Origin of the sequence: Sphingosinicella microcystinivorans, from assembly GCF_003634215.1 — a bacterium.
Taxonomy (GTDB): domain Bacteria; phylum Pseudomonadota; class Alphaproteobacteria; order Sphingomonadales; family Sphingomonadaceae; genus Sphingosinicella; species Sphingosinicella microcystinivorans.
The window spans coordinates 1369798-1394263 of the sequence record NZ_RBWX01000007.1; the positions used below are offsets into that span (position 1 = coordinate 1369798).

Annotated in this window: 23 protein-coding genes; 14 read left to right on the top strand and 9 right to left on the bottom strand. The window is 62.4% G+C overall.

Annotation, left to right across the window (positions count from 1 at the left end):
- Positions 1-103 precede the first annotated feature (103 nt).
- The 3 genes from DFR51_RS18960 (at position 104) to DFR51_RS06585 (ending at position 2884) form a co-directional block, all read left to right on the top strand.
- Positions 104-274 (top strand): hypothetical protein, encoded by a 171-nt coding sequence (locus DFR51_RS18960; protein WP_160119199.1) that lies wholly within the window; start codon positions 104-106, stop codon positions 272-274.
- On the top strand, positions 274-1656 hold the full coding sequence (locus DFR51_RS06580; RefSeq protein ID WP_121048211.1) for a putative O-glycosylation ligase, exosortase A system-associated: 1383 nt from the start codon (positions 274-276) through the stop codon (positions 1654-1656). The genes DFR51_RS18960 and DFR51_RS06580 overlap by 1 nt, the downstream gene beginning before the upstream one ends.
- A gap of 85 nt (positions 1657-1741) precedes the next feature.
- Positions 1742-2884 carry a mechanosensitive ion channel family protein gene (locus DFR51_RS06585; protein ID WP_121048214.1) on the top strand — a complete coding sequence of 381 codons (1143 nt, stop codon included), beginning with the start codon at positions 1742-1744 and terminating at the stop codon, positions 2882-2884.
- A 1-nt stretch (position 2885) separates the two neighbouring features.
- Here DFR51_RS06585 and putA read toward each other — a convergent pair whose 3' ends face one another.
- Positions 2886-5864, bottom strand: a complete 2979-nt coding sequence (gene putA / locus DFR51_RS06590; protein WP_121048217.1) for a bifunctional proline dehydrogenase/L-glutamate gamma-semialdehyde dehydrogenase PutA — start codon at positions 5862-5864, stop codon at positions 2886-2888.
- A gap of 127 nt (positions 5865-5991) precedes the next feature.
- Here putA and DFR51_RS06595 point away from each other — a divergent pair, with 127 nt between their 5' ends.
- The 4 genes from DFR51_RS06595 to DFR51_RS06610 are packed head-to-tail and all read left to right on the top strand — an operon-like array spanning position 5992 to position 8490.
- Positions 5992-6447, top strand: coding sequence for an Lrp/AsnC ligand binding domain-containing protein (locus DFR51_RS06595; protein WP_121048220.1), 456 nt, complete (start codon positions 5992-5994; stop codon positions 6445-6447).
- A gap of 48 nt (positions 6448-6495) precedes the next feature.
- Positions 6496-6948, top strand: coding sequence for a MaoC family dehydratase (locus tag DFR51_RS06600; RefSeq protein ID WP_121049887.1), 453 nt, complete (start codon positions 6496-6498; stop codon positions 6946-6948).
- Positions 6949-6972: 24 nt separating this feature from the next.
- Positions 6973-8154 (top strand): acetyl-CoA C-acyltransferase, encoded by a 1182-nt coding sequence (locus DFR51_RS06605; RefSeq protein WP_121048223.1) that lies wholly within the window; start codon positions 6973-6975, stop codon positions 8152-8154.
- 42 nt (positions 8155-8196) lie between these two features.
- Positions 8197-8490 (top strand): PilZ domain-containing protein, encoded by a 294-nt coding sequence (locus DFR51_RS06610; RefSeq protein ID WP_121048226.1) that lies wholly within the window; start codon positions 8197-8199, stop codon positions 8488-8490.
- On the opposite strand, the gene DFR51_RS06615 is transcribed toward DFR51_RS06610, so the two are convergent.
- The 5 genes from DFR51_RS06615 to DFR51_RS06635 all read right to left on the bottom strand — a co-directional run bounded on the left by DFR51_RS06615 (position 8487) and on the right by DFR51_RS06635 (position 14550).
- Positions 8487-9434, bottom strand: a complete 948-nt coding sequence (locus DFR51_RS06615) for a glucokinase (protein WP_121048229.1) — start codon at positions 9432-9434, stop codon at positions 8487-8489. The two genes, DFR51_RS06610 and DFR51_RS06615, sit on opposite strands and share 4 nt — an antisense overlap.
- A gap of 7 nt (positions 9435-9441) precedes the next feature.
- Complete coding sequence (locus tag DFR51_RS06620) at positions 9442-10146, bottom strand: 6-phosphogluconolactonase (protein ID WP_121048233.1); 705 nt, start codon at positions 10144-10146, stop codon at positions 9442-9444.
- A gap of 121 nt (positions 10147-10267) precedes the next feature.
- Complete coding sequence (locus DFR51_RS06625) at positions 10268-12187, bottom strand: N-acyl-D-amino-acid deacylase family protein (RefSeq protein WP_160119200.1); 1920 nt, start codon at positions 12185-12187, stop codon at positions 10268-10270.
- Positions 12188-12189: 2 nt separating this feature from the next.
- On the bottom strand, positions 12190-13365 hold the full coding sequence (locus DFR51_RS06630; RefSeq protein WP_160119201.1) for a serine hydrolase domain-containing protein: 1176 nt from the start codon (positions 13363-13365) through the stop codon (positions 12190-12192).
- A 261-nt stretch (positions 13366-13626) separates the two neighbouring features.
- Positions 13627-14550 (bottom strand): IclR family transcriptional regulator, encoded by a 924-nt coding sequence (locus DFR51_RS06635; protein WP_170151753.1) that lies wholly within the window; start codon positions 14548-14550, stop codon positions 13627-13629.
- A gap of 59 nt (positions 14551-14609) precedes the next feature.
- On the opposite strand from DFR51_RS06635, the gene DFR51_RS06640 reads away from it, so the two are divergent.
- The 7 genes from DFR51_RS06640 to DFR51_RS06670 all read left to right on the top strand — a co-directional run bounded on the left by DFR51_RS06640 (position 14610) and on the right by DFR51_RS06670 (position 21973).
- Positions 14610-15482 carry a cyclase family protein gene (locus DFR51_RS06640; protein WP_197723610.1) on the top strand — a complete coding sequence of 291 codons (873 nt, stop codon included), beginning with the start codon at positions 14610-14612 and terminating at the stop codon, positions 15480-15482.
- 76 nt (positions 15483-15558) lie between these two features.
- A complete protein-coding gene (locus DFR51_RS06645; protein WP_121048247.1) occupies positions 15559-15909 on the top strand; it encodes a cupin domain-containing protein in 351 nt (116 codons plus the stop codon).
- Positions 15910-15965: 56 nt separating this feature from the next.
- Positions 15966-16706 carry an SDR family NAD(P)-dependent oxidoreductase gene (locus DFR51_RS06650; RefSeq protein WP_243446545.1) on the top strand — a complete coding sequence of 247 codons (741 nt, stop codon included), beginning with the start codon at positions 15966-15968 and terminating at the stop codon, positions 16704-16706.
- Between the two features lie 3 nt (positions 16707-16709).
- Positions 16710-17615 carry a 3-hydroxyacyl-CoA dehydrogenase family protein gene (locus tag DFR51_RS06655; protein ID WP_121048253.1) on the top strand — a complete coding sequence of 302 codons (906 nt, stop codon included), beginning with the start codon at positions 16710-16712 and terminating at the stop codon, positions 17613-17615.
- A 2-nt stretch (positions 17616-17617) separates the two neighbouring features.
- Entirely contained in the window at positions 17618-18814 is a 1197-nt protein-coding gene (locus tag DFR51_RS06660; protein ID WP_121048256.1) for an MFS transporter, read from the top strand.
- Positions 18804-19730, top strand: coding sequence for a 3,5-dioxohexanoate:acetyl-CoA acetone transferase (gene kce, locus DFR51_RS06665; RefSeq protein ID WP_121048259.1), 927 nt, complete (start codon positions 18804-18806; stop codon positions 19728-19730). Before DFR51_RS06660 ends, kce begins: the two co-directional genes overlap by 11 nt.
- Positions 19731-19768: 38 nt before the next feature.
- On the top strand, positions 19769-21973 hold the full coding sequence (locus DFR51_RS06670; RefSeq protein ID WP_121048262.1) for a TonB-dependent receptor: 2205 nt from the start codon (positions 19769-19771) through the stop codon (positions 21971-21973).
- A 261-nt stretch (positions 21974-22234) separates the two neighbouring features.
- Here DFR51_RS06670 and DFR51_RS06675 read toward each other — a convergent pair whose 3' ends face one another.
- From DFR51_RS06675 to DFR51_RS06685, 3 genes are all read right to left on the bottom strand, one after another.
- Positions 22235-22750 (bottom strand): RNA polymerase sigma factor, encoded by a 516-nt coding sequence (locus tag DFR51_RS06675; protein WP_121048265.1) that lies wholly within the window; start codon positions 22748-22750, stop codon positions 22235-22237.
- A complete protein-coding gene (locus DFR51_RS06680) occupies positions 22747-23250 on the bottom strand; it encodes a hypothetical protein (RefSeq protein WP_243446546.1) in 504 nt (167 codons plus the stop codon). Before DFR51_RS06680 ends, DFR51_RS06675 begins: the two co-directional genes overlap by 4 nt.
- Positions 23251-23458: 208 nt before the next feature.
- Complete coding sequence (locus tag DFR51_RS06685; protein ID WP_121048268.1) at positions 23459-24379, bottom strand: nucleotidyltransferase and HEPN domain-containing protein; 921 nt, start codon at positions 24377-24379, stop codon at positions 23459-23461.
- Positions 24380-24466 lie beyond the last annotated feature (87 nt).

Genomic DNA, 24466 nt, shown 5'->3' on the forward strand with positions numbered 1-24466 from the left:
GCCCTTCGGTGCACGAGATGTTAAGCGGAAGCCGTTAACAGCGCGCTGTCGGCGTTCGCGAAAGCGGATGCACGCTCAGGACCACGCTCAGGACAGGGCCCGGATGGTAGACAATTTCGCATTGCTGGTGTCGCAGCTGATGATGATCGTCGTGCTGTGGCGCTGCTTCACACTACCGGCCGAAGACGGCAAGGAAGACGCCCAGAAGCCGAGCTTCCGCGCGCGCAATCGCAGCGCTGCCCAGCCGCGAAACGGTAACCCCGCGGCAGACTGATGCGCGACCTCATTCTCATCTGCTTCATCGTCGGCTTCGTCGTGGCTTCGTTCCGGCGCCCCTATTTCATGGCTTTGGGCTATATCTGGGTCGACTTCCTGCAGCCACAGAAGCTCACATACTGGTTTTTGAACGGAGCCCCCGTCGCATTGATCATGGCGATCGGGGCCGTCGCATTCTACATCTTCCTCGACGAGAAACAGCGCATACGCCTCAGTCTTGTGCAGGTTCTGGTCGTTCTTCTTGTTCTGTTGGCGACTGTAAACACGTTCGGTTGGGCCATCGTAACCGATCATGCCCGCGAAAAGTGGGACTGGGTCTGGAAGGGGCTGCTGTTCTCTGTGTTCCTCCCATGGGTGCTGACGACGCGGCGGCGTGTGGAGGCGGCGGCTTTCATCATGATCCTGAGTACCGCCGCGATCACGATTTCGGGCGGCGTCAAGACGCTCCTCGGTGGCGGCGGCTATGGGAATGTCTCGTTCCTCGTGCAGAGCAACACCGGCCTTTATGAAGGCAGCACGCTGTCGACGGTCGCGCTGTGCTTCATCCCGCTGACACTATGGCTCTATCGCCGCAACACGATCATGAAGCGCAACCTGCTGACGTTTCTCGCGACAGCCGGCATCATCTTCTCGATGACGCTCGTCACGGTCGGCGCGGAGGCTCGCACCGGCCTTATCGCAGGTTCGGCGCTGCTGCTGCTGCTGTGGCTGACGAGCAAAAGGAAGATCATTTTTGCGGCGGCGATCGCGGCGGCTGCGGCGATCGCCATACCGCTTCTCCCGGCCTCCTTCACGGACCGCATGTCGACGATCAAGACCTATGACGAGGACATGTCTGCGTCGACGCGCATCGGTGTGTGGTTGTGGACGATCGATTTCGTGAAGGAACACCCTTTTGGCGGGGGGTTCGGCGTGTATCGCATCAACCAGTTCGATGTGGACATGCAGCGCCGCGAGGGCGTGGCTGACAACATGGACACGCGCACGGTCACAATAAAAAAAGAGGCCCGCGCCTTCCACAACAGCTTTTTCGAGGTTCTGGGTGAACTCGGTTATCTGGGTGCGATCATCTATGTCGCGATCGTCGGTCTCGCGCTTCACGCCACTTGGAAGCTGAAGAATATCAGTACCGGGGACCCGGAGCGGGACATCTGGTTCCGCGATCTCGGCACGATGATGGCGATCTCGCTGATCGTCTACACCGTGGGCTCGATGTTCGTCAGCATCGCATTCCAGCCACCGTATTATGACCTTCTCGCGATCACGATCGCCGCAACGCATATCGCGCGCCGCGAGAGGCTTGGGAACAAAGTCGACGAGAAGCTCGGTCCGCGCCGACGGCCCGCCGGAATGGGCACGGCTGTGCCCGCAAAGGCTTGATCCGGGCTGGAAGAGCGGTTCCAACGCAGTACGCTTGCCTGTAGAACCCGTTGAACCACAAGCGGTCTCGGGCGTTGGAAAACAGATGCAGAAAAATCAGATACTTCCCGCGTCCGACTTTCAGAGCTTGAACGAGGCCTCGGCGTGGATTTCCGCAAACGGCACCGCGCTCCTCATCTATGGCGCCGTGGCCATCGGCATCTATCTGCTGCTCGTCGGCGTTCGCGCGGCTGTGTGTCGTCTTGTGGGCGTGCCCGGAACGCTGGAGCCAAACAGCTGGCGGTCGATCCTAGGTCAGGTGATTCGGCGTACGCGCAGTTTCTTCCTGGCGGCGGTCTCCGTTCAGCTTGTGACGGCCGCAGCCCCAGGCCTGGCGGGCGCCCTGCCGGTCGTGCAATTCCTCTTCACGGTGGCGGCGGTCGTGCAGGGCGCGATCTGGATACGCGAGTTCGCGCTTGGCATTGTGACGCGGCGGGCGGCGGGCGAAGACCCTCACAATTCCACGCTGGTCTCGGCGATGGGGGTCATCCGCGTCATTATCAACGTGGCGATCTTCGCGATCGCGACGATCCTTATCCTGGACAATCTCGGTGTTAACGTCACGGCGCTTGTCGCCGGTCTCGGTATCGGCGGCATCGCAATCGGTCTTGCCGCGCAGGGCATTTTTTCAGATCTGTTCGCGGCGCTTTCGATCCTCTTCGACAAGCCGTTTGTGCGCGGCGATGTCATCACCGTCGATACGCTTACCGGCACGGTTGAAGCGATCGGCCTCAAGACCACGCGAATCCGGTCGCTTTCGGGCGAGCTGGTTTCGGTATCGAACGCCAAGCTGCTGGAAAACCGCATCCACAACTATGCGGTGATCCACAAGCGCCGGGTCGTGATGCAGATCGGCATCATTTATCAGACGCCGCCCGATGTCATGGAAACGCTGCCGGACGAAATCCGCAAGATCGCCGAGAGCATCCCGCTCGTTCAATTCGACCGCGCGCACTTCTTCAATTTCGGCGCAAGTTCGATCGACATCGAAATCGTGTTCAATGTGGCCGCTGCGGGGATGCAGGAAATGATGGGCGCTCGGCAGGCGTTCATGCTCGGTGTCGTCCGTCGCTTCAGCGAGCTTGAGGTGGACTTCGCCTATCCGACGCAGATGGGCTTTCTCGGCGGGATCGATGGCAAGGTGGTTGACCCCCTTGCCATTCCGAAAGAGTTCCAGCCCGCCCCCTGAGCTAAAGCGTCACGTCCTCAATGGAGAGCAGGCTGGCGTTGCCGCCTGCCGAGGTCGTGTCGATGCTCACCGTGCGCTCCACCGCGAAACGCTGAAGGTAGTGAGGCCCGCCCGCCTTCGGTCCGGTGCCCGAGAGACCTTCGCCGCCGAACGGCTGCGAACCGACAATCGCACCGATCATCGAGCGGTTGACGTAGAGGTTGCCCACGCGCGCGGCGGCAACAGTACGTTCGCAGCGGCTGGCGATGCGGCTGTGGAGGCCCATCGTAAGCCCGTAGCCGCTACGGTTGATGCGCGCGATGGTCTCATCGAGCGTGCCGGTCTTCCATGTGGCGACATGCAGGATCGGGCCGAACCATTCCTTCGTCAAATCTTCGATACGGTCGAGGCGGATCACGGTCGGCGCAACGAAGCGGCCTTCTGGTACCACGATCGTGTGCAGCCAGCGGTCTTTCACCGACAGGCGATAGTCTTCCAGCTTCCGGTATGCGGCATCGTCGATCACGGGGCCGACATCCGTGCGCGGATCGGCGGGATCGCCGACGACAAGCGTATCCATCGCGCCCTTCAACATATCGAGGGTGCGATCGATGACGTCCTCCTGCACCACGAGCAGTCGCAGCGCCGAACAGCGCTGGCCTGCGGAGCGGAAAGCGGATGTCACCACGTCGGCGATCACCTGCTCGGGAAGTGCTGTCGAATCGACGATCATGGCGTTGAGGCCGCCGGTTTCGGCAATCAGCGGCACGATCGGGCGCACGTCGTCGGCCACGAGGCTGCGCGCGATGGCTTTGGCCGTGCCGGTCGAGCCTGTGAAGGCAACACCCATCACGCGCGGATCGCCGGTGAGCGCATTCCCGGCCTCGGCGCCGCCGATCACGAGCTTCAGCACATCCTTCGGGATGCCCGCCTGATGGGCGAGCGCAACGGCGCGGACGGCGATGCGCGGCGTCTGCGGGGCGGGCTTCGCGACAACGCTGTTACCGGCGACGACCGCTGCCGTGACCTGCCCGAGGAAGATCGCGAGGGGGAAGTTCCACGGCGCGATGCAGGCGAACACGCCGCGGCCTTCAAGGCGCATCGTGTTGCTCTCGCCCGTGGGTCCCGGAAGTTCGATGGGTGCGAAACCCGTGCGCGCCTGATTGGCGTAGTAGCGGCAGAAATCGGCGGCCTCGCGCACTTCGCCGAGCGCGTCGCCGATGGTCTTGCCCGCCTCGTGGACGGCAAGCGCCATCAGGTCGATGCGGTGTTCCTCGAGGAGGTCGGCAAGCCGGTCGAGCGCGGTGGCGCGGGTATCGACAGGGGTGCGCGACCAGCCATCGAATGCCGCGTCGGCGGCGGCGATGGCTGCGTGAACTTCGGCAACGGTCGAATCGGTCGGCGCGGTTCCGATATCGGCGCGCGCTGCGATGGCGGATGCTGTATCTTCGAGGGTCATGGCGTCCTGCAGATCAAGGCCTTCGCTGTTGCCGCGTGCGGCACCGTACAGGTCGGCGGGAAGGGGGATGGAGGGGTGGCGCGTGCCGCCGACGCTGGCGACCTTTTCGACCGGATCGGCGAGAAGCTCCTCTTCGGTGACGTTCGGGTCGGCGAGCTGGTGGACGAAGCTGGAGTTGGCGCCGTTTTCAAGAAGCCGCCGCACGAGATAGGCGAGGAGGTCGCGGTGGCCGCCGACGGGCGCATAGATGCGGCAGTTGTAACCGCCTTCGCGCACCAGCCGGTCGTGGAGGCCTTCGCCCATGCCGTGCAGGCGCTGGAATTCGAAATCGCGGCGGTCGCCCGCCCATTCGAGCAGCGTCGCGACGGTGAGCGCGTTGTGGCTGGCGAAGGCAGGATAGATGTTCTTCGCGGCGAGCATGTCGCGCGCGCAGGCGAGGTAAGAGACGTCGGTCGCGGCCTTGCGGGTGAACAGGGGATAGTCGGAGAGGCCGGCTTCCTGCGTGCGCTTGATCTCACTGTCCCAGTAGGCGCCCTTCACGAGGCGCACGGCCATCTTGCGGTTTGTCTCGCCGCCGATCGCGTCTGCCCACGCGATGACCGCGCGGCAGCGTTTCGAATAGGCCTGCACCGCCATGCCAAGCTTGTCCCAGCCCGAAAGCGACGGGGCGCGTGCGGCGGCGGCGATGATATCGAGCGACATGACGAGCCGCTCGGATTCCTCCGCATCGACGGTGAGGCCGATATCCGCCTTCGCGGCGCGCTCGGCGAGCTGGACGAGCATGGCTGAGAGTTCGGGTACGCAGGTATCGGCGTGCGCGGTTTCATAGCGCGGGTGGAGCGCGGAGAGTTTCACCGAGATGCTGTGATCGCGGCCCTTGCTGCCCTTGCCGATGGCGTCGATCGCGTCCGAGTAGGAACGGAAATAACGCTCGGCGTCGTCCCGCGTGCGCGCGGCCTCGCCAAGCATGTCGAAGCTGGCGACGAAGCCCGTGTGGTCCTTGTCGTTGGCGCGCTCCAAAGCCTCCTCGATGGTGCGGCCCATCACGAACACCTGCCCCATCAGGCGCATCGCGGTGCCGACGGCGGTGCGCACGACGGGCTCGCCGACACGGCCGATCAGGCGCTTCAGCGTCGAGCCACCTTCGCCGACGAGCGAGCGGGTGACGACGAGACCCCATGTCGCGCTGTTGACGAGCGTCGAATCGGATTTCCCCGCGTGCGCCGACCAGTCGGCCGTGCCGAGCTTGTCGCGGATCAGCAGATCTGCCGTGTCCGCGTCGGGGACGCGCAGGAAGGCTTCGGCAAGCGCGAGCAGTGCAATGCCCTCGTCCGTGTTGAGCCGGTATTCCTGAAGGAAACGATTGACCCAGCCGCTCGACTGCGCGGCGCGCAGTTCGTCGAGAAGCCCCCCGGCGCGCGCGATGATCCGCCCCCTTGTCGCTGCATCGACCCGTGCGGCTTCGCAAAGCGGCAGAATGACTTCGGGTTCGGGCGCCCGGTGCAGGCGTTGCATGTCGGCAAGAATGTCGGCGATGGCCATGAAATTACTTTCGCTGATGATCCTTCGATAATGCCAGCGAAACGGGTAAATGTGCTTTGTATTTTTGCTTCCTATCCTGAATTATGTAAGGCCAATTCAGAGTTTGCCGAAGAAGGTTCGGATTGCCATGCTGGATACCATTGACCGCGCCATCCTGCGTACGCTGCAGGAAGACGGGCGCATCACCAACCAGGCGCTCGCCGAGCGCTGCAACCTCTCGCCAGCCGCCTGCCACGAACGCGTCCGGCGGCTGCGCGAGAAGGGCTATATCGCGGGAACGGTCGCCGTTCTCGATCCCGTACTGCTCGATTGCGCGCTGCTGATTTTCGTCGAGGTGCTGCTCGACCGCACGACCTCGGACGTGTTCGATGATTTCGCCGCTGCCGTCAGGCGGATGCCTGCTGTTCTCGAGTGCCACATGGTGGCGGGCGGGTTCGACTACCTCATCAAGGCGCGTGTCAAGGACATGGCGGACTACCGCGCGTTCCTCGGTGACACGCTCGTCGACCTGCCCGGCGTGCGCGAGACGCGGACCTATGCCGTGCTCGAGGAGGTCAAGAATACTCACGTTTTACCTATCTAGGCATCGCGGCGGCAGCATCCTAAGCCGAGCGCGAAAATGGAGGCGTGCATGACGGTGTCTGTGCAGGACTACAAAGCGATGGTGGGCAGCGAACTTGGCGTTTCGCGCTGGTTCGAGGTCGATCAGAAACGGATCGATACGTTCGCGGAATGCACCGAGGACTTTCAGTTCATCCATGTCGATGCCGAACGTGCGGCGGATACGCCCTTTGGTGGGACCATAGCGCACGGGTTCCTGACGCTGTCGCTGCTTTCGGCCATGGCGTACGAGCTTTTTCCGAAGCTCGAAGGCGCGAAGATGGGCGTGAACTACGGCATGAACAAGCTGCGCTTCCTCGCCCCCGTTCGGTCTGGCAAGCGCGTTCGCGGGCGCATGAAGCTGCTCGACGTGACGGAACGAAATCCGGGTGTTTTGCAATCCACCTATGAGGTGGTCGTTGAGATCGAGGGCGAGGACAAGCCCGCATTGCTGGCCGAATGGGTCGGCCTCGCCTACGTATAAGATTCAGGAACAGGAGACTCTCCCATGCGTGAAGCCGTTATCGTTTCCACCGCCCGCACGCCGATCGGCAAGGCCTATCGCGGCGCTTTCAACGCCACGCCGTCGCCCACGCTCGCGGGCCATGCCGTGAAACATGCGGTGGCCCGCGCCGGGATCGACCCGGCGGAGGTCGATGATTGTATCTTCGGTTCGGCCATGCTGCAGGGCGTGCAGTCGCCGTGCATCGGCCGCCTCGCGGCGCTGCGCGGCGGGCTTCCTGTAACCGTGGCGGGCATGGCGCTCGATCGCCAGTGCGCGAGCGGCCTGATGGCGATCGCGACGGCGGCGAAGCAGGTGATCGTCGACGGGATGCAGATTGTGGTGGGCGGCGGCGTCGAGTCGATCTCGATGGTGCAGAACGAGAAGATGCGGGTCGAGCCCGACATGAGCCTCCTTGAGATGCACCCCGCAGCCTACATGCCGATGATCGACACGGCCGAGATCGTCGCCAAGCGCTACAACATCAGCCGCGACGTGTGCGACGAGTTCGCCTTCCAGTCGCAGCAGCGCACGGCGGCGGCGCAGCAGGCCGGGCGCTTCGATGACGAGATCGTGCCGCTGCCCTCCGTCATGGTGATGAAGAACAAGGAGACGGGCGAGGTCACCAAGCACGAGGTGACGCTGACGAAGGACGAAGGCAACCGCCCCGAGACGACGCTTGAAGGCCTCAAGGGTCTGCAGCCCGTGCGCGGCCCCGGCCATAATGTGACCGCCGGCAATGCCAGCCAGCTTTCGGACGGCGCTTCGGCCTCGCTCGTCATGGAAGCGAAAGAGGCAGAACGCCGCGGCCTGAAGCCGCTTGGCCGCTACGTCGGCATGGCGGTCGCGGGTGTCGAGCCCGATGAGATGGGCATTGGACCGGTGTTCGCGATCCCGAAGCTTCTGAAGCAGAACGGCCTCAAGATCGACGACATTGGTCTCTGGGAGCTGAACGAGGCGTTCGCGGTGCAGGCGCTCTATTGCCGCGACAAGCTCGGCATCGATCCCGAAAAGTTCAACGTCGATGGTGGCGCGATTTCCGTGGGCCATCCCTACGGCATGTCGGGCGCGCGTCTGACCGGCCATGCGCTGATCGAGGGGCGGCGTCGTGGCGCGAAATATGTCGTCGTCACGATGTGCATCGGCGGCGGGCAGGGCGCGGCAGGCCTGTTTGAGGTTTACGGCTGATCGGCAACGATCTGCTAACCATTTTCGTGCGAGATTCGGGGCATGTCGAACGCACCCGATAATCACCGGAACGCGGCACGTGCCGCAACGAACTATCTGGCCAGGATGGATTACCGTCGCGGCCAGGTGACGGCGCGCGTCATCGACATGTCGATGACGGGCGCCCGTCTCGCCACGCACGAGCAGATTGCGATCGGCGAGAAGGTGGTGCTGACGACGGTGCGGATGGGAATGCGGTCCGGCATCGTCGTGCGCTTTGCGGACGGTGAACTCGGTGTCTGCTTCACGGACGAAATCGCCGAGGCGCACAAAGCGCGGATGGCCGCAGCCGTCTAAGTGCCGGCGTAGTCCTGTGCGAATGCGGCTGCCGCGCCGAGCAGCCCGGTGTGCATGTGCGTTACCAGCCTGACCGGAACCTGCCGCATCCGCGCGCCATAGCGACCCTTGTCGATGAAACGGGCATGAAAGCCCGAGGCGCGAAGCCGCGTTTTCGCGCGGTTCGAAAGTCCGCCCACGACGGCCACGCCCATGGCGCCATGCGCGAGGGCAATGTCGCCCGCGACCGCGCCGTAGATCATCGCGAAGCGGTCCAGGGCGCCGTCTTCCTCATCCGCGAGCGCGGCGGCCCAGAGGTCGGCGTCCGTCATCGGCGCGGCGCCGGGATCAAGCGCGGCGCGGATCGCGGCGAGGCCCGGCCCTGAGACGAGCCGTTCGTTCGAGACGCGGCCGTACATCCGCTGCAGCGCGGGCATCATCGCTTCTTCGGTGGCATCGAGCGGCGCGAAGGCGATGTGCGCGGATTCGGTTTCCACGACCTCGACCCGTCCCCCGCGCCTGAGCAGGATCGCGCTGCCAAGGCCGGTGCCTGGGCCGATCACGCTGACAGGGTGGTCGAGAGGGAGCGGGACGTCGGGGCCGCACAGATGTTCGGTCCATTCATCGCCGAGTGCTGCGACGCCGTGAGCCATCGCCCCGAAATCGTTGAGGAGCTTCACCCTTTCAAGGCCCAGCCGCCCGGCGAGTCCGGCGCGCCGGATCTTCCAGTCGTTGTTCACGAAGGCAAGCACATCGCCCGCGATGGGCGCGGCGATGCCGATCGCAGCGGCATTCGGGAGGGCTTGGCCGAAGAGGGCGGGGAGGGCTGCCCAAGCCGCTTCGAGACCGTCGTAGTCAGCGCTTTTCAGCGTCACCGGTTCGCCGAGTTCACACCGCCCGCCTGCGATCTCGGCGATCGCGAAGCGGGCGTGCGTGCCGCCGATATCGGCTGCGACGATCCTCATCGTGCCGTCAGGCGGGGCACCAGTGAATGTCGACCGGGACGGTGACTTCGGCGAGCACGCGGCCGATCGGCGTGTCCGAAAGCGGGCCGTCTTCCAGCGCCTTTTCAAGCACAGCCTTTGCGTCGTCGCCTTCGAGCGCGACGATCAGCGTGCGCGCCGAGGTGATCGCGGCGCGCGTCAGCGTCACGCGCGCCACCGGCGCGTCCTTCGGCATCGGATCGGGCATTACGCCGATCGCGCGGCGCGACTTCGGGCCGTTCAGCGCCTCGTCGAGATCGGGGCCGCGAAAGATGCCCGCCGTTTCGCCGTTCGCGCCGACATCGAGCCACACGAGATCGGGCGGCCATTGCAGGTCTTCGAGCCGCGCGTCAGCGGCGCGCCCTGCCGCCTTGTAGTCGGCGTTGTCGCTGCCGATCGGCAGCACGCGCGCGCCCTTGGGCAGGAAAATGCGGGCAAGCGCGGCAGCGGCAGAGAGCGGGCTGTCGACCGCGACGAGGCAGTCGCCCGTCGGCACGATGGTGACGCGCTTCCAATCGAATTTCGCTTTCGCGACCTCCTTCAGCACCGTGAGCGCGATCCCGGTGCCGGGCACGGCGATCAGCGCCTGCCCGCGCGCATCGATGGCGCTTTCGATGATGAACTGGATGTCGCCCGCTGCCGACGCGGCGAGTTCGGCGGGATCCTCTGCATCCCACCATTCGGCTTCAATCATGGCTGCTCCTGCCGGAAAGTTCGTGCCGAGGCCAGAAAACTCGAACCGAACGATGAAAAATCGCGTCCTGTCTAACGACTGAGACGCGATTCTCCATCCGCAAATTACCCCGCGCGACGGGTTATTCGGCCTGAACGGAGCCCTTCGCGGGCAGGATCGCCGCGGATTCGCCGCCCAGCGCCACCGTGACCACAGGCGATTCCGCGCTGCCATCTGCCCGGTCGAGCGTCAGCGTCGCGGCCTTCCGATTGCCCGCCTTGTCCTTCAGCACAGCGGTGACGCTTGCCCAGCCTTTCGCGGTCTGGACCGTTCCGAGCCGGTCGGCAGTCCATACGGTGCCCGACTTCACGTCCTTCAGTTTCACGGTGCCGGTTGCGAAGCGTTCGCCCGCGCCCTGCTTTGCCGAGATGTTCACGCTGTAGTCCGCCGAGGTTGCGCTCGCGGTGAAGGAGCGGGCCGCTGCTGCGCTGGTCATAGGGCGGCTCGGCATGTGCGCATCACGCACCAGGATCGCGCCGGATTTCGCACCGGTCGCCGCGCCGTTTTCCAGCGCCGTAACGCCGTTCACGATCACGTGGCGGACACCATCCGATGCCAGCGTCGGCGCGTCGAACGTGGCGTGGTCGCGTACGGTCTTCGGGTCGAAGATCATCACGTCCGCGTTCATGCCGGGCGCGATATGGCCGCGATCGACCATGCCGATGATGGCGGCGGGGAGGGCGCTCATCTTGCGGACGGCGTCTTCCATCGTGATCGTACCGGTGTCGCGCACATAGTGGCCGAGGATTTTCGGAAAGCTGCCGAAATAGCGCGGATGGCCGCGGTTCTTGATCGACGCGCCGCAATCACAGGCGACCGCCGTGTCGGGATATTGCAGGAAGGCGATCACGTCCTTCTCGTCGCCGAATGTCATGTTGGCGCGGGTGTAGGGATCGCGTTCCAGCGTGCGGAGCACCGCCTCGCCCGCGCGGATGTTTTCGGCCGCCATGATGTCGGTGAGCCGCTTGCCGAGGTCAGGAAGCGCGATGCCTTCTGCGCCGCCGAGGCGCGTTGCCATCGCATATTCAGCCGCTTCGACGAGCTGCGGGCGCAGCTTCGGATCCTTGAAGCGTGCGAGCATGGCGTCGCGTCCGCCGTCCGCCGCCCAGCCGGGGACGAGGAATGCTTGCAGCATCGTCTGCCCGGCGAGGTAGGGGTAGATGTCGATCGCCGTCCACGCGCCGCGCGCGGTGGCGGCGGCGACCATTTCAAGCACCTTGGGCGCGTTGCCGCGTTCCTTGCCCGCGCTCTTGATGTGCGTGATGACAGGAACAAGGCCGGCCTTCTCGCCGATCAGAACGGTCTCTTCCATGCCCTTGAACGAGCTGAGGTTATCTTCCGGGCGCAGCCGGTCGTGGTTCGGGAAATTGGTGCGCCACGGCTTCGCGACCGAGACGATCTCAATCACCTCCTCGGGCTTCGCATAGTAAGACGGGCGGTAATCGAGCCCCGAGGCGACGCCCCAAGCGCCTGCCTTCAGGTTCCTTTCGATCGCGGCCTTCATCGACGAAATCTGCTCGGGGGTCGGGCGCAGGTCGCGGTCGCCCATCGCATCCCGCCACACGGCATTGAAGCCGACATAGGCGCCGATGTTTTCGGCAAGCCCGTTCGCAGCCATCTCGGGAAGCTGCGCGGCAATATCGTTGCCGCCGCCGCCGTCGGCGTTGATGATTTCGGTGGTGACGCCCTGCGTCAGCATGTTGACGGCGGTGGATACGCCCTCAGGCTCGGCATGGCTGTGGATATTGATGAAGCCGGGGGCGACGACGAGCCCATTGGCATCGATGGTTTTCGTGGCCTTCGCCTTGCCGAGATTGCCAACGGCAACGATGTGTCCGCCCGCGATCGCCACATCCCCCGGATAGGCGGCGAGGCCGCTGCCGTCGACGATGGTGCCGCCCTTGATGACGATGTCGTAGGCGGCTTCCTTTGCAAGCGCGGGTACGCTGGCTGCGGAGCAGAGAAGCAGGGCAACGCCCGCGGTACGCATATTGTGGATCATTTTCACCTCTTCGCTCCGCCGTTGCCTTCGAACCATGCTTTCGCCACGTCATAATAGCGCTGGTTCGCGCCGCCCTGGGTGTTGACGAGAAGGACGATGGCCGTCTTCTCGTCCGGGTAGGTGTAGAGCGCCGCATTGAAGCCGTTGATGGCGCCGCCATGGCCCACGATACGGCGACCGTCACGCTCGCCCACGGCGAGGCCGAGGCCGTATTCCAGCGGCGGCGGACCGCTTGGGAAGGACTTGCTCACCGCACTCGTCAGGCGCCCGTCCTTCAGTTTCGAGGGTTCCATCATCAATGCGAGGCTTTCGGGTTTCACGACCTTGCCGGAGAACAGCGCATCCTGCCAGCGCAGCATATCCGCCGCAGTCGAGCGCATCGCGCCGGCGCCGTGCGCGACGCTCACCGAAAGGGGCAGGGGGTTGGCGAGCTTGTCGTTCAGCAGGTCATAACCTTTGGCGCGGCGCGGAACGATCGCGCGCTCGTCGTCGTAGGCCGTGTCGGTGAGGCCGAGCGGCTTGGTGATCATCTCTTCGAGCGCGACGCCATACGGCTTGCCCGTAAGCTTCTCGACGATCGCGGCTGCCAGCACATAGGCCGAATTGTTGTAGCGATAGTCTTCTCCCACCGGGAAGTCGGTGAGATCGTCCTGCCCGGCGATGTAGGAGACCATCTCGTTCGTGTCGTGCGCGCGCCATCCGCGCGATGCGAAGTTCTTGTCGGTGTAGCTGTGGATGCCCGACGTGTGGTTGAGCAGGTGCCGCACGGTGATGCCGTCGGCCTTCGGGAAATCGGGGAAGTATTTGCTGATAGGGTCGCTGAGCGAAAGCTGCCCGCGCTCAACCAGCATCATGAGCATCGCCGAGGTGAACTGCTTGGTGATTGAGCCGATGCGGAAGATCGTATCCGCTTTCACCGTTTGCCCGTCTTCAAGGTCTGAGTAGCCGTAGCCTTTCAGGAAGACGATCTTGCCGTCCTTCATCACGCCCACGGAGCCGCCGGCGATTTTTCCGCTGGCGACCGCGTCCGCCATCACCTTGTCGATCCCGGCGGTCGTCGCCTTGCTCGCGGTGACGCGTGTCGCGCTCTCGGCCGCAGCAGGAAGAGGGGCGGCGTACGCGAGCAGCAGTACGGCTGGCGCTACGCCAAGCCAGCGAAAGATTTTCCGGTTTATCATCAATTGTGAACTCCCAACCCCTCGGCGATTCGCCATTCAGGATATTGACTGTCCTGAATAGAAAAATTCAACCCGAATGAGTTGGGGAATGGAAATTCGTTTCCATAAGCCGCAAGAGACGCGAGCGTTCCGAGGGATGAACGGCGCTTATCTCCGATCGATAACCGCATAACGGTTATCGTGGCCACGATGCGCGGCCTTTGGAGAAGACGAGCATTAGCACCCGCGACGGATACGGGCGAATGCGACTTCAAAACGGGGCTATGCTTTGGTCGGAAGGGACCCATGAATCGTCGCGATTAGACGATCACGACAGGCGAGCAGTGGCGCCTCCAACGCAACGCATTTTTGGTCAAATCTCTGGCGTGGAACCGGAATGGATATCGAATAGGCACGCCCGAGCGAATCCAGGAAAGCGGTGCCTATCGCGCAGACGCCATCGGTATGTTCCTCAAGGTCGAAAGCGAGACCGGATCTCGCAATCTGACGGAGCTGTGTCTGCAAAGCGCTTAAATCGGTGATTGTCCGACTCGTGTCCGCGCGCAGCGGCTGAACCAGCAATTCAATCTGCCTCTCTGCGGAAACGCAGGCCAGAAGCGCTTTTCCGTTCGCGGTGGAATGCAGCGGAAACTCGGTGCCAACGGCCGACAATGCCGCGAGCCGGTGCGAACCGGCGATATGCTCGACGAACAGGGCCGTGCTTCCCTTGAGCATCGAAAGGTCAACGGTTTCATCAACATCGAGCGCCAGCTGCCGAAGAAAGGGCTGGGCGATCATGACCACTTCCCTGGAAGGCCCGGCGGCCAGCCTGAGCAAGCCCTGACCCAGGATATAGCCGCCTCGCTTCGATGTCGGCTCCAGGAATTGCTCGTCGGCCAAGGCCTTTACGATTCGCTGGATCGTGGAACGGGCCAGCCCTGTCTCTCTGGCGATCTCCGCAAGGCTCAGGCCTTCCGGCGATTCAGCAAGAATTCTCAGGACATCCGCCGCCCTGGCGATGACCTGAATGGAATTGCGATCACTGTTTCTGTCCTGAACCAACGTCAACTGTCCTATTGCCCGTGCCGCAAAAACAACCGCTATGCGATACACTTCGATCTCAGGCCACGAAAAATCAAGACGTTTCCCACCCTCGAAGCCAATTTGGCGGCCCGCGACAAGCGCTATTGACAGCCGCCGGCCCATCATATTAACCGTATGGCGGTACTTAATGTATCGCATCGCGGTTTGGGGAGGAAAGAACAATGCCAGGCTGGGAAGAAGGGGATTGGCGTGACGAAACGCTGTGCCAGTTCAAGGAATCGAATTTGCTCAACAGCATGGGGCTTGAGTTCTACGACCTCTCGCACCCTTGGGGCTTAGGGCAGCCGTGCTGGCCGTATTTCGAGGACGTCAAGATCGAGCGGCTGCACGGCATGTCGCGTTCGGGCGTGCTGACGCAGAAGATTACCACGGTGATGCATTCGGGCACGCACATCGATGCCCCGGCGCACGTGGTGCCGGGCACACCGTTCATGGACGAAGTGCCGCTGCCCTATTTCTTCGGCACCGGCGTCGTCGTGTCGATCCCCAAGAAGAAATGGGAAATCATCACCGCCGAGGATCTGGAAAATGCTCGCCCGCAAATCCGCGAGGGCGACATCGTCATCGTCAACACGGGCTGGCACAAGTATTACGGCGATAACCGGCATTATTATGCCTACTCGCCGGGCTTCTACAAGGAAGCGGGCGAATGGTTCGTCAACAAGAAGGTCAAGATGTGTGGATCGGACACGCAGGCGCTTGACCACCCCCTCGGCACCGCGATCGGCCCGCATGGCACGGGCGCGCCAAACGGCCTGATACCCCAGGTGAACGAGGAATATTTCCGCGAAACCGGACGCCGCGTGATCGAGGATTTCCCGGAATGGGAACCTTGTCATAACGCGATCCTCTCGGCCGGTATCTGCGGCTTCGAAAACGTCGGCGGAGATATCGACAAGGTGACCGGCAAGCGCGTCACCTTCGCCGCCTTCCCTTGGCGCTGGAAGAAGGGCGATGGTTGCATCGTTCGCCTGGTCGCCATCGTCGATCCGAATGGCACGTTCCGCATCGAAACCGGCAAGGACAACGACTGATTTGAAGGGGCGCGCGTTCGCCCCTTCCAAATGCGACCCGGTGAACGACCGGGCAAATGGGTGAGAGGTCGCCGAAATGGAAGTTACGCACCTGGCCGACGCCAAGGCTTATGTCGCGCCCAAGCACTACGACATGCGCTCGCTGCGCTTGCAGGGCTTTGAAGCCAGCGGAGCCGATTTCGCCTGGGCCGGGCTGTCCTATTTCCTGCCCGGAGGCGGGGCAGAGATGGATGCAGGCCCGCTCGGCAAGATTTACGTCGTGCTTGATGGTGAAATCACCATCGAACTGGGCTCGGGTGAAATCCAGACTCTGAAGGCTCTCGACAGCTGCTTCATTCCCGGCGGCGAAGCGCGCGCAGTGTGCAACAACGGCAATACCGTTGCGACCATGCTCGTCGTCATGCCCTATCCGGAGAAGGTCCAGTGAGTCTTCCCCAGATCGATACGACCGGCCTGTTCGCTGTCGCCGGAAAGTCCGCGATCGTGGTCGGCGCCACCGGCTCGTTCGGAAAGGTCGCCTGCGCCACACTTGGCGATGCCGGTGCACGGCTGGTCGTAACTGCTGGAAGCAAGGACGACCTTGCAGCCCTGGAGGCGGAACTGGGGACGGCTGGTATCGACGCGGTCGCGGTCAATCGCCGCCCGAACACCGAAGCAGACTGCGATGCAATCGTCGATGCTGCCGTCGAAGCGTTTGGCGGGGTCGACATTCTCGTTGTCGCATCCGGCGTGAACGATGTCGCCATGATCGGCGAATTGACACCCGATCGGTTCCAGAAGGTCATGCTGGCCAACGTCGAAGGGGCTTGGCTGATGGCCCGCGCCGCGGGCAAGCGCATGATCGAACAGGGACACGGCGGCAAGGTCGTCTTTACCTCGTCGGCACGTGGCAAGCTTGGACACCCGGCGGGTTATTCCGCCTACTGCACCTCCAAGTCCGCCGTCGACGGCCTGACAAAAGCCCTGGGATGTGAGTGGGGCAAGCACGGAATCACCGTCAACGCCATCGCTCCAACGGTGTTTCGCTCGCCGCTGACTGCCTGGATGTTCGAGGACAACGAAAACGCCGCCAATGTGCGAACGGGATTCTTGGCTCGCGTGCCGGTCGGGAGACTGGGCGAGCCCGAGGATCTCGCCGGGCCGCTGCTCTTTCTTTGCTCACGGGCTTCTGATTTCCATACCGGCCACATCATCTACGCCGATGGCGGCTACACGGCGGGTTGAGCGATGGCCAAGCAAACCATCGCCGTCATCGGTGGCGGCCTCATGGGAGCGGGGATCGCCCAGACCTTTGCTGCGGCGGGTCACAGGGTGACCGTGTGCGAGCCATTCGATGAAGTTCGGGCAACTCTCATCGGGCGCGTCCGTCAAGGTCTGGCGCAGGTTGGTGATGATCCGGCATGTACCGAAAATATCGTCGCCACGTCCGACCTTGTGACGGCAGTGCAAGACGCCAGCTTCGTCACCGAAGCGGCGCCTGAAAAGCTTGAGCTGAAGCGTTCGATCTTTGCCGATCTGGTTGCGCACGCGCCCCGTGACGCGGTTCTTGCGAGCAACAGTTCCGTCATGCCCATCGGCAGCATCACCGAGGGTCTGGAAACGGCAGAGCGCATGGTCGGAACCCACTGGTGGAATCCGGCAGCGCTCATCCCGCTTGTCGAAGTGATCCAGGGCGAGCGGACGTCGCTTGAAACAGTCGATTTCACCATGCGCTTGCTCACGAGCGCGGGTAAAAAGCCAGCGCACGTGAAAAAGGACGTTGCCGGGTTTGTGGCGAACCGTTTGCAGCATGCGCTTTGGCGGGAGGCCATTTCCATGGTCGCCGACGGCATATGTGATGCTCGAACCGTCGATGATTGCGTTAAAAACAGCTTCGGCTTGCGTCTTGCCGTTCTGGGGCCGCTCGAGAACGCAGACCTCGTTGGTCTTGATCTGACCCGCGACATTCACCGCACCATTATCCCGGAACTCAACCGCGACGCGGCGCCGAGCGAGCTCCTCGATGAAATGATCAAGCAGGGGCGCCTGGGATTCAAATCCGGCGAAGGGTTCCAGCGCTGGTCGGCTGATGAACAGGCCGCCCTGCGGGGGCGGTTGGTCCAACATCTTGTCAAGGCGCGGGGGAGAGATTGACGATGGCCGAAGCACAGTCACGCGAGTGGAAGATCGTCGGCTTGATGGCCCTCGGCTTTGGTCTTGTAGGCATTTATCGATTTCTAATCTCCCCGCTTTTCCCGACGATCGCGAAGGAGTTGAATCTCAACTACAGCGATATCGGAACGATCGCGGGAGCTTTGGCACTCGCATGGGGTGTGGCCGCACTGGTCATGGGCAACCTCTCCGACAGGATTGGACGCCGGAAAGTTCTGGTCGGCGCGCTGATCCTGTTTTCCCTGCTGATCGGGGCGAGCGGACTGGCCACAGGGCTGATGGGCCTTGTCCTTGTTCGCGTCGTCATGGGCGTCGCGGACGGCGCGTTCACGCCGCCAAGCATCTCCGCCACACTTGAGGCCTCCCCGCCGAAAAGGCACGGGCTGAACATCGGCATACAGCAAATGATGCTGCCGCTGTGCGGTCTTGCACTGGCACCTTGGCTGGTTGGCTTGCTGCTCCCGCACATGGACTGGCGCTGGATTTTCGTCCTGTTTTCCATCCCGGGATTTGCACTGGCGTTCGCGGTTTGGAAGCTTCTGCCAGAAGCCTCCGCCCCGGATCAGGAACGAAACAGCTTTGCGGATTGGCGCGTTGTTCTGGGTTACCGGAATATCAAACTGCTTATGGTGCTCATGCTGTGCTGGTTGACGTGTCTGGTCACCACGAGCGCTTTGATGCCGAGCTACCTGATCGACTTCCATGGCCTCAATCAGGCACAGATGGGCAGCATCATGGCCGCGATCGGTGTCGGTTCAACCATCGGCACACTTGCGCTTCCCGCGCTGTCAGACATTACCGGGCGCAAGCCGGTCATGATCGGCTCGACAATCGGGGTTGCGGCCTCCCTGTGGATGCTTGCGCACACCGGCAACGATCCGACACTTCTCTTTCTGTGGCTCGGCGCCGTTCATCTCTTCAACAACGCCTGCATCACGCTGACTGTCGGACCGATCTGCGCCGAAACGGTCCCTACATCCCTGATGGCCACGGCGACCGGCGTTGTGATCGCGTGCGGCGAGCTTGGCGGCGGCGGATTGGCGCCGATCATCGCCGGGCAGGTCGCGGACCGATTTGGCATCGAACACATCTTGTGGCTGCCGCTCGGTGCCATGGGCATCGCGCTGGTGATGACGCTTTTCCTCAAAGAAACACGCTGGAGTGCCGAACATGGCGAATAAGGTACTCATCACCTGCGCGATCACGGGCGGCATTCATACACCCACGCTTTCCGACGCGCTGCCATACAAACCCGCGGACCTGGCGCATCAAGCCATTGAAGCTGCTGAAGCCGGAGCGGCGATTCTGCATATCCACGCGCGTGACCCCGAAACCGGCGCCCCTACCGGCAACCCGGACGTCTATCGCCAGTTCCTGCCGATCATCAAGCAGGGCACCGACGCGGTCATCAATCTGACCACTGGAGGCAGCCCGGACATGTCGCCGGAAGACCGGCTCGCCGGCGCGTTGGCCTTCTCGCCGGAGATGTGCTCGCTCAACATGGGCAGCATGAACTTCTCGTTCCACGACATGGGCCGGAAAGTCACCGACTGGAAGTTTGATTGGGAAGACCAGTATATTCTCGACAGCGAGAAATTCATCTTCCGCAACACGTTTGCCGACATTCGCCGAAACTACGAATTGCTCTCCGATCACGGCGTGCGCTTCGAGCATGAATGCTACGACATCGGCCACCTCTACAATCTGGCCTATTTCGTCGACAAGGGCATCGCCAAGCCGCCGTTCTTCGTCCAGTCGATCTTCGGCATCCTCGGCGGGATCGGCGGCGATCTCGACAACGTGCTCTTCATGAAGCGAACCGCCGACCGCCTCTTTGGCAACGACTATGTGTGGTCGGTCCTGGGCGCCGGAAAATTCCAGATGCCTGTGTGCACGATGGCAGCCCAGCTTGGCGGGAATGTCCGGGTTGGTCTCGAAGACAGCCTGTTCATCGGCCGCGGCAAGCTGGCCTCTTCAAACGCCGAACAGGTCAGGAAGATCGTCCGAATCCTTGCCGAGCAGGGGCTTGAGCCAGCGACGCCGCAAGAGGCGCGCGACATGCTGGCGCTTAAGGGGGGCGATCGCACGAAGATTTAGGCCGGGCGAGGGGCCTGGACCAGGGGAGGAGAGAAAAAATGACAAGACACGCAGGTTTGGCCCGCTGGGCATTCGTAGCGATGCTATCGTCCGTATCTGGAACGACTGTCGCATGGGCGCAGGAAACGACGGGTGTCGCCGAGCAGTGGGTCGACGAGGATATCGTCGTTACGGCGCAGAAGCGTCAGCAATCGACAAAGAATGTTCCCGCCACAGTCGCGGTTCTTGGGGAAGAGCTATTGTCGCGCGCGGGGGTCAAGGACCTCTTTCAGGCTGCCGTCCTCGTGCCCGGCACCACCTTTTCACGGGCGCCTGACGACGGCTTGCAGCTGACAATTCGCGGTCTCGGCACACCGGCGAGGACCCAGTCATTTGACCAATCCGTCGCACTGTTTCTCGACGGCACCTTTCTCGGCAAGGGCCGACTGTATTCGAACGCGTTTTTTGACATTGAGCGTATCGAAGTGATCAAGGGCACGCAAAGCACGCTGTTAGGCAAGAATACGTCGCTTGGCGCGATCTCGATCGTGACCAAGAAGCCTGGAACCGTGGTGGAAGGCTACGTCTCCGGTGGGGCAGAGATCGAAAACGGCGGGGGCTTCGTAGAAGGTGCGGTGACCCTTCCCGCGTCGGACGCCCTGCGCTTCCGCTTTGCCGGAAAATACTCCGACGTGAAGGGCTGGGTTCACAACGATCTGACGGGCGGCAATTATCCCCGCGATCGCGACATCGGATTCCGCTCGACAGCCGTGTTCGAACCCCAGGCCGGTTTCGATGCGACCCTCAGCTACCAGTATTCAAACACGCGGCGTATCGGCAACGGATATCAATTCGTCGATCCGGATGGCTTGCTTCCCGGCGATCTGGGCGACGGCGTGCTCGACGGTCACAAATCCAGCCTGGTTTCGCAAGGCGAGCAGGGCCAGAGCGTCCACCGGATCAAGAGCCATATCGGCAACCTCACGGTCAACGTTCCGCTTGGCCGTAATGTGCTCACCTCGGTGACATCCTACGCGTCATACGATCTCGGCTTCGTCGATGACTTCGATTTTGGCGCCAAGGATGCGACATATTTCCTGCGCGCAGAGGATTATCACCAGTTCGCTCAGGAACTGCGGATTACGTCGCCTGCCGAAGATCGCTTCTCCTATCTTGCTGGTATCTTCTATTTCAACTCCGACTGGGAGTCCGCAGAAACCCAGATTTACGACACGCCGCTCGCTATCCCTCCGGGCACAATTTTCCAGGGCGGGTTCCGGAACGACTTCACGCAGAAGACCAAGACAATCTCGGTCTTCGCATCGACCACTTACAAGTTTACCGATACGCTGCGTTTGAACCTCGGCCTGCGATATACGGATGAGAAGAAGGACGCGACGTATGGCCGTGTCGCAATCGCTCCGTTCACATTCTGGAACCAGATCGTAAACCCGCCCTTCGCGGTAACGCCGCTGGAGTTCCAGGACGACTTCGTCAACGGCAACGCGAGCATTCAGTTCGATGTCTCTCCGGCAGTAACCGTCTACGCCGGCTATGGACGCGGGACGAAGACCGGTGGTTTCGCTGAATCCGCGCAGGTCGTGCTCGCCGATCCGGCGCTTCCTTCGGATGCGGGCGGATCATCTGTGTCATCGGAAAACGCCGATGCATTCGAAGTGGGTGTCAAAGGCAGCGCATTCGACCGCGCGCTTAACTTCGAACTGTCGGCCTTTCTGACCAAGGTCGCGAACTTCCAGGATACGACCTTCACCGGCTCGTCGTTCGACACGTCGAACGTGAAGGTAAGGTCCGCAGGCGTAGAAGCCAATTTCCGGGCCAGGCTCGGGAGCAGCTTCCGGCTGGAAGGGGCGGTCACATATGCCGATGCAAAGATCACGGCCCCGATCGAACGCCCCGTTGCCGGTGCGCCGAAATGGACTGGAAATATCGGCCTGCTGTTCGATCAGGACATCAGTTCCGATGTGTCCTTCTTCGCAAATGCGTATGTTCGCCACCGCAGTTCGATGATCCACCAGCGCGTTCTTTCGTTCCGCTCGGAGCCATGGACCCCGGTCGACCTCGCAGCCGGTCTGAAGGCACCGGATGATCGCTGGGAAATCAGACTATCCGCACGCAACGTGTTCAACGATGTATCGGCGGACTTCAGCGGGCCGCCTGCAGATCCCACCCTGGCGCCGTCCATTCGCGTCGATTCGCCGAGTCCACTTCGTTCGGTTCGACTGGAGGGCACATTCAGGTTTTGAACGTTTGCGTCCCGGCTGCGCGCCGGGACGCAACACCCTTTGATGAAGATGCTCACCCCCAACCCGCGCTTATGCGGGGCGGTGACGCCGCGGCTCGGCATGTATTGAGCTTGAGGTGACTGCGGCCTCGCGGAGAGGGGCGACAAGCCGTTGGAGGCCCGAGCCGGAATCGCATTCTGGCTCATTTTCTCTATGAAAACAAGGTCTTGCGGAGAGTTCGAAAACCAAACTGCCCCCGGAAAGGCCCCTGCCAAAGTGTGGCTACCCAGCCACACTCCAGGCTGTCAATGCTCCGCGAATCCGCGCCAACGCCAGGCTCATGTGATGTTGGACGCCCTTGTCGCCGATGCCGAGTTGTTTCGCAATCTCCGTGTAGGTCATGCGTCTCATCCTGTGCATCAAGAAAACGCGCCGGGTCCGACGCGACATGGCGCGGAGCGCGCGTCCATAGGCCCGCCGCAAATCGGCCTCCTCGATTCGCCACATCTGCTCAGGGCAGACTGGGGCGTCGCAGCCTTCGTCGAAGGGAAAGATGACGGCTTGCGACTGCTGTTGCTGGCGCGCGCGGTCGATCAGCAGATTGCGGGCGGAACGGGTCAGGTAGGCCTGCGGATTGTCCATGCGTTCGAAAGCCCCGCTGCGCAGCAGGCGCGCGAACGTCTCCTGCACAAGATCGGGCGCGTCATCGCGCCCGGCCCTCGTCCTGAAGTAACGCAACAGTCGCGCTTGCTCGGCCCGATAGAAGGCCGCGAACGCGGCGGTCGAATTGCGCGTCATGGCCGGGCTCCCCGGCGCTCGCGCACATGCAGCGGGGCATCGCGCGAGGCGCGGTACAGCGTGATGCCTGCCTCGATGCGGTCGAGAATGAACGTGTCCCGCTCGGCGCGGGCAGTGCGGATGTCGGCCTTGGCGTAGATTTGAAGATCGACCGCGCAGCGGTCGCCGAGTTCGCGGTCGATGACCGCGCGGGCGCGGCGCCAGCAGCGTTCGTCAGTGAACAGGGGATGGTTGACGACGATCCAGAGTTCGTAGTCGGAGAAGGCTATCGTGTGGCGGTCTTCATACCAGGAGCGCCGCGCATAGGGGCCGATCAAGATGATCCGCTTGATCTGGCCCGGCTCGGGCGCCTGCACCTGTTCGGGGTCGAAGCAGCCGCGCACGATGCGCGCGATCCGTTCGACCTCGCTCTGCTTGCGGCGGATGAGATGGCCGACGCGCGCCATCACGACCTCGCGCGCGTAACCGTCGATAGGGGGTGTCATAAGCAGCTCGCACACCAGCGGTCCGCGCGTTCATGCGCGGATGTGCAAGCGGCGTCCGCTGCGTGCCGCTGATGCGGCTTACAGCAACTGCCCGACCATAATGGCCGAGCCTGCATGATGCCTGGCAGGGTTATCCCCGAGATGGCCGCCAGTCACTCCATCCCGTGGCAGGGAATATGCCAGAATCCGGGCAGTTCAGCAAGTTGCCGGGAAGTGGTGGTGTCTATTTGTTCGCGGCTGCTTCCAATTCGGCGATGCGTTCCGAGCAAACTTGATGAACAACGCGCCCAAGTTCCTCGACACGGGCGCCGAGCCAAGTCAGCTCTTCATCGCTGATCTTGTAATGCTTGGAGTAGCGGGCTTTGGTGTAGGCTTCCTTCAGCTTCTGAAACGTAGCGCGGTCACGACGGTTGTCCTCGGGCCATATCCCGAACAGGCGCCGGTCCAGTCCTTCCGCGAGTGAACGCAGGAAGGCGATATTGTGATTGTACGGCGAATAGTAGGTCAACGTGAGGAGCAGGCAGGCGTATAAACGCTCGGTTGCCTGATGAAGGTTGAACGCCGCGTCTCGATATTCACCCTGCGACCGGCAGAACAAAAATATCTTCTGAGAACTTGTAGCTAGCGGCATCCACTCGTCAAAATACTCTTTGGCTGTATCCCGTGCTTGTTGGGGCGTCTTTGGCTTGGGGCTGTGGAGTTCACGGTGGTCCGCCTCGTAAAGTGCGATTCCATCCTTGGCGATCTCCATGAAAAAGACGCGGCCGTGGGCAAGTCCATCGTTCACTTCGTGAAGCGAGTGGACGATGAAATTGACCGGCGTACGGAGCGTCTTCTCGATCGTATAGGCCCGGATCAGCCGTTCTTCGGCCTTCGTCCAATAGGCGGCGCGGTCAGTCAGCTCCTTCTGGCTGACGATAATGAGGATGTCGTAGTCGGACTTGTACTGGTTCGCCGAAAGCGGCGCATCGACCCAATCACCGCGCGCATGGCTTCCAAACAGGACGATTTTAAGGATACGCGCGCCCTTGCGGCGCCCGACCGCGTTCTCCGTAGCCTCGCGAAACTCGTCGAAAATGATCTCTACGATGCGCTCAAGCTCGCGCTGCTTCGCGGCAGGTAGATGGTCGATGTCGGTGCGCATGGCCAGGATTCTTCGCCATTCTCAATGTTTTGGCAAGCGCTATCAGTACAGGTTCGCGCGAGTGGCGGTAGAGTTGCGAGGGCAGAA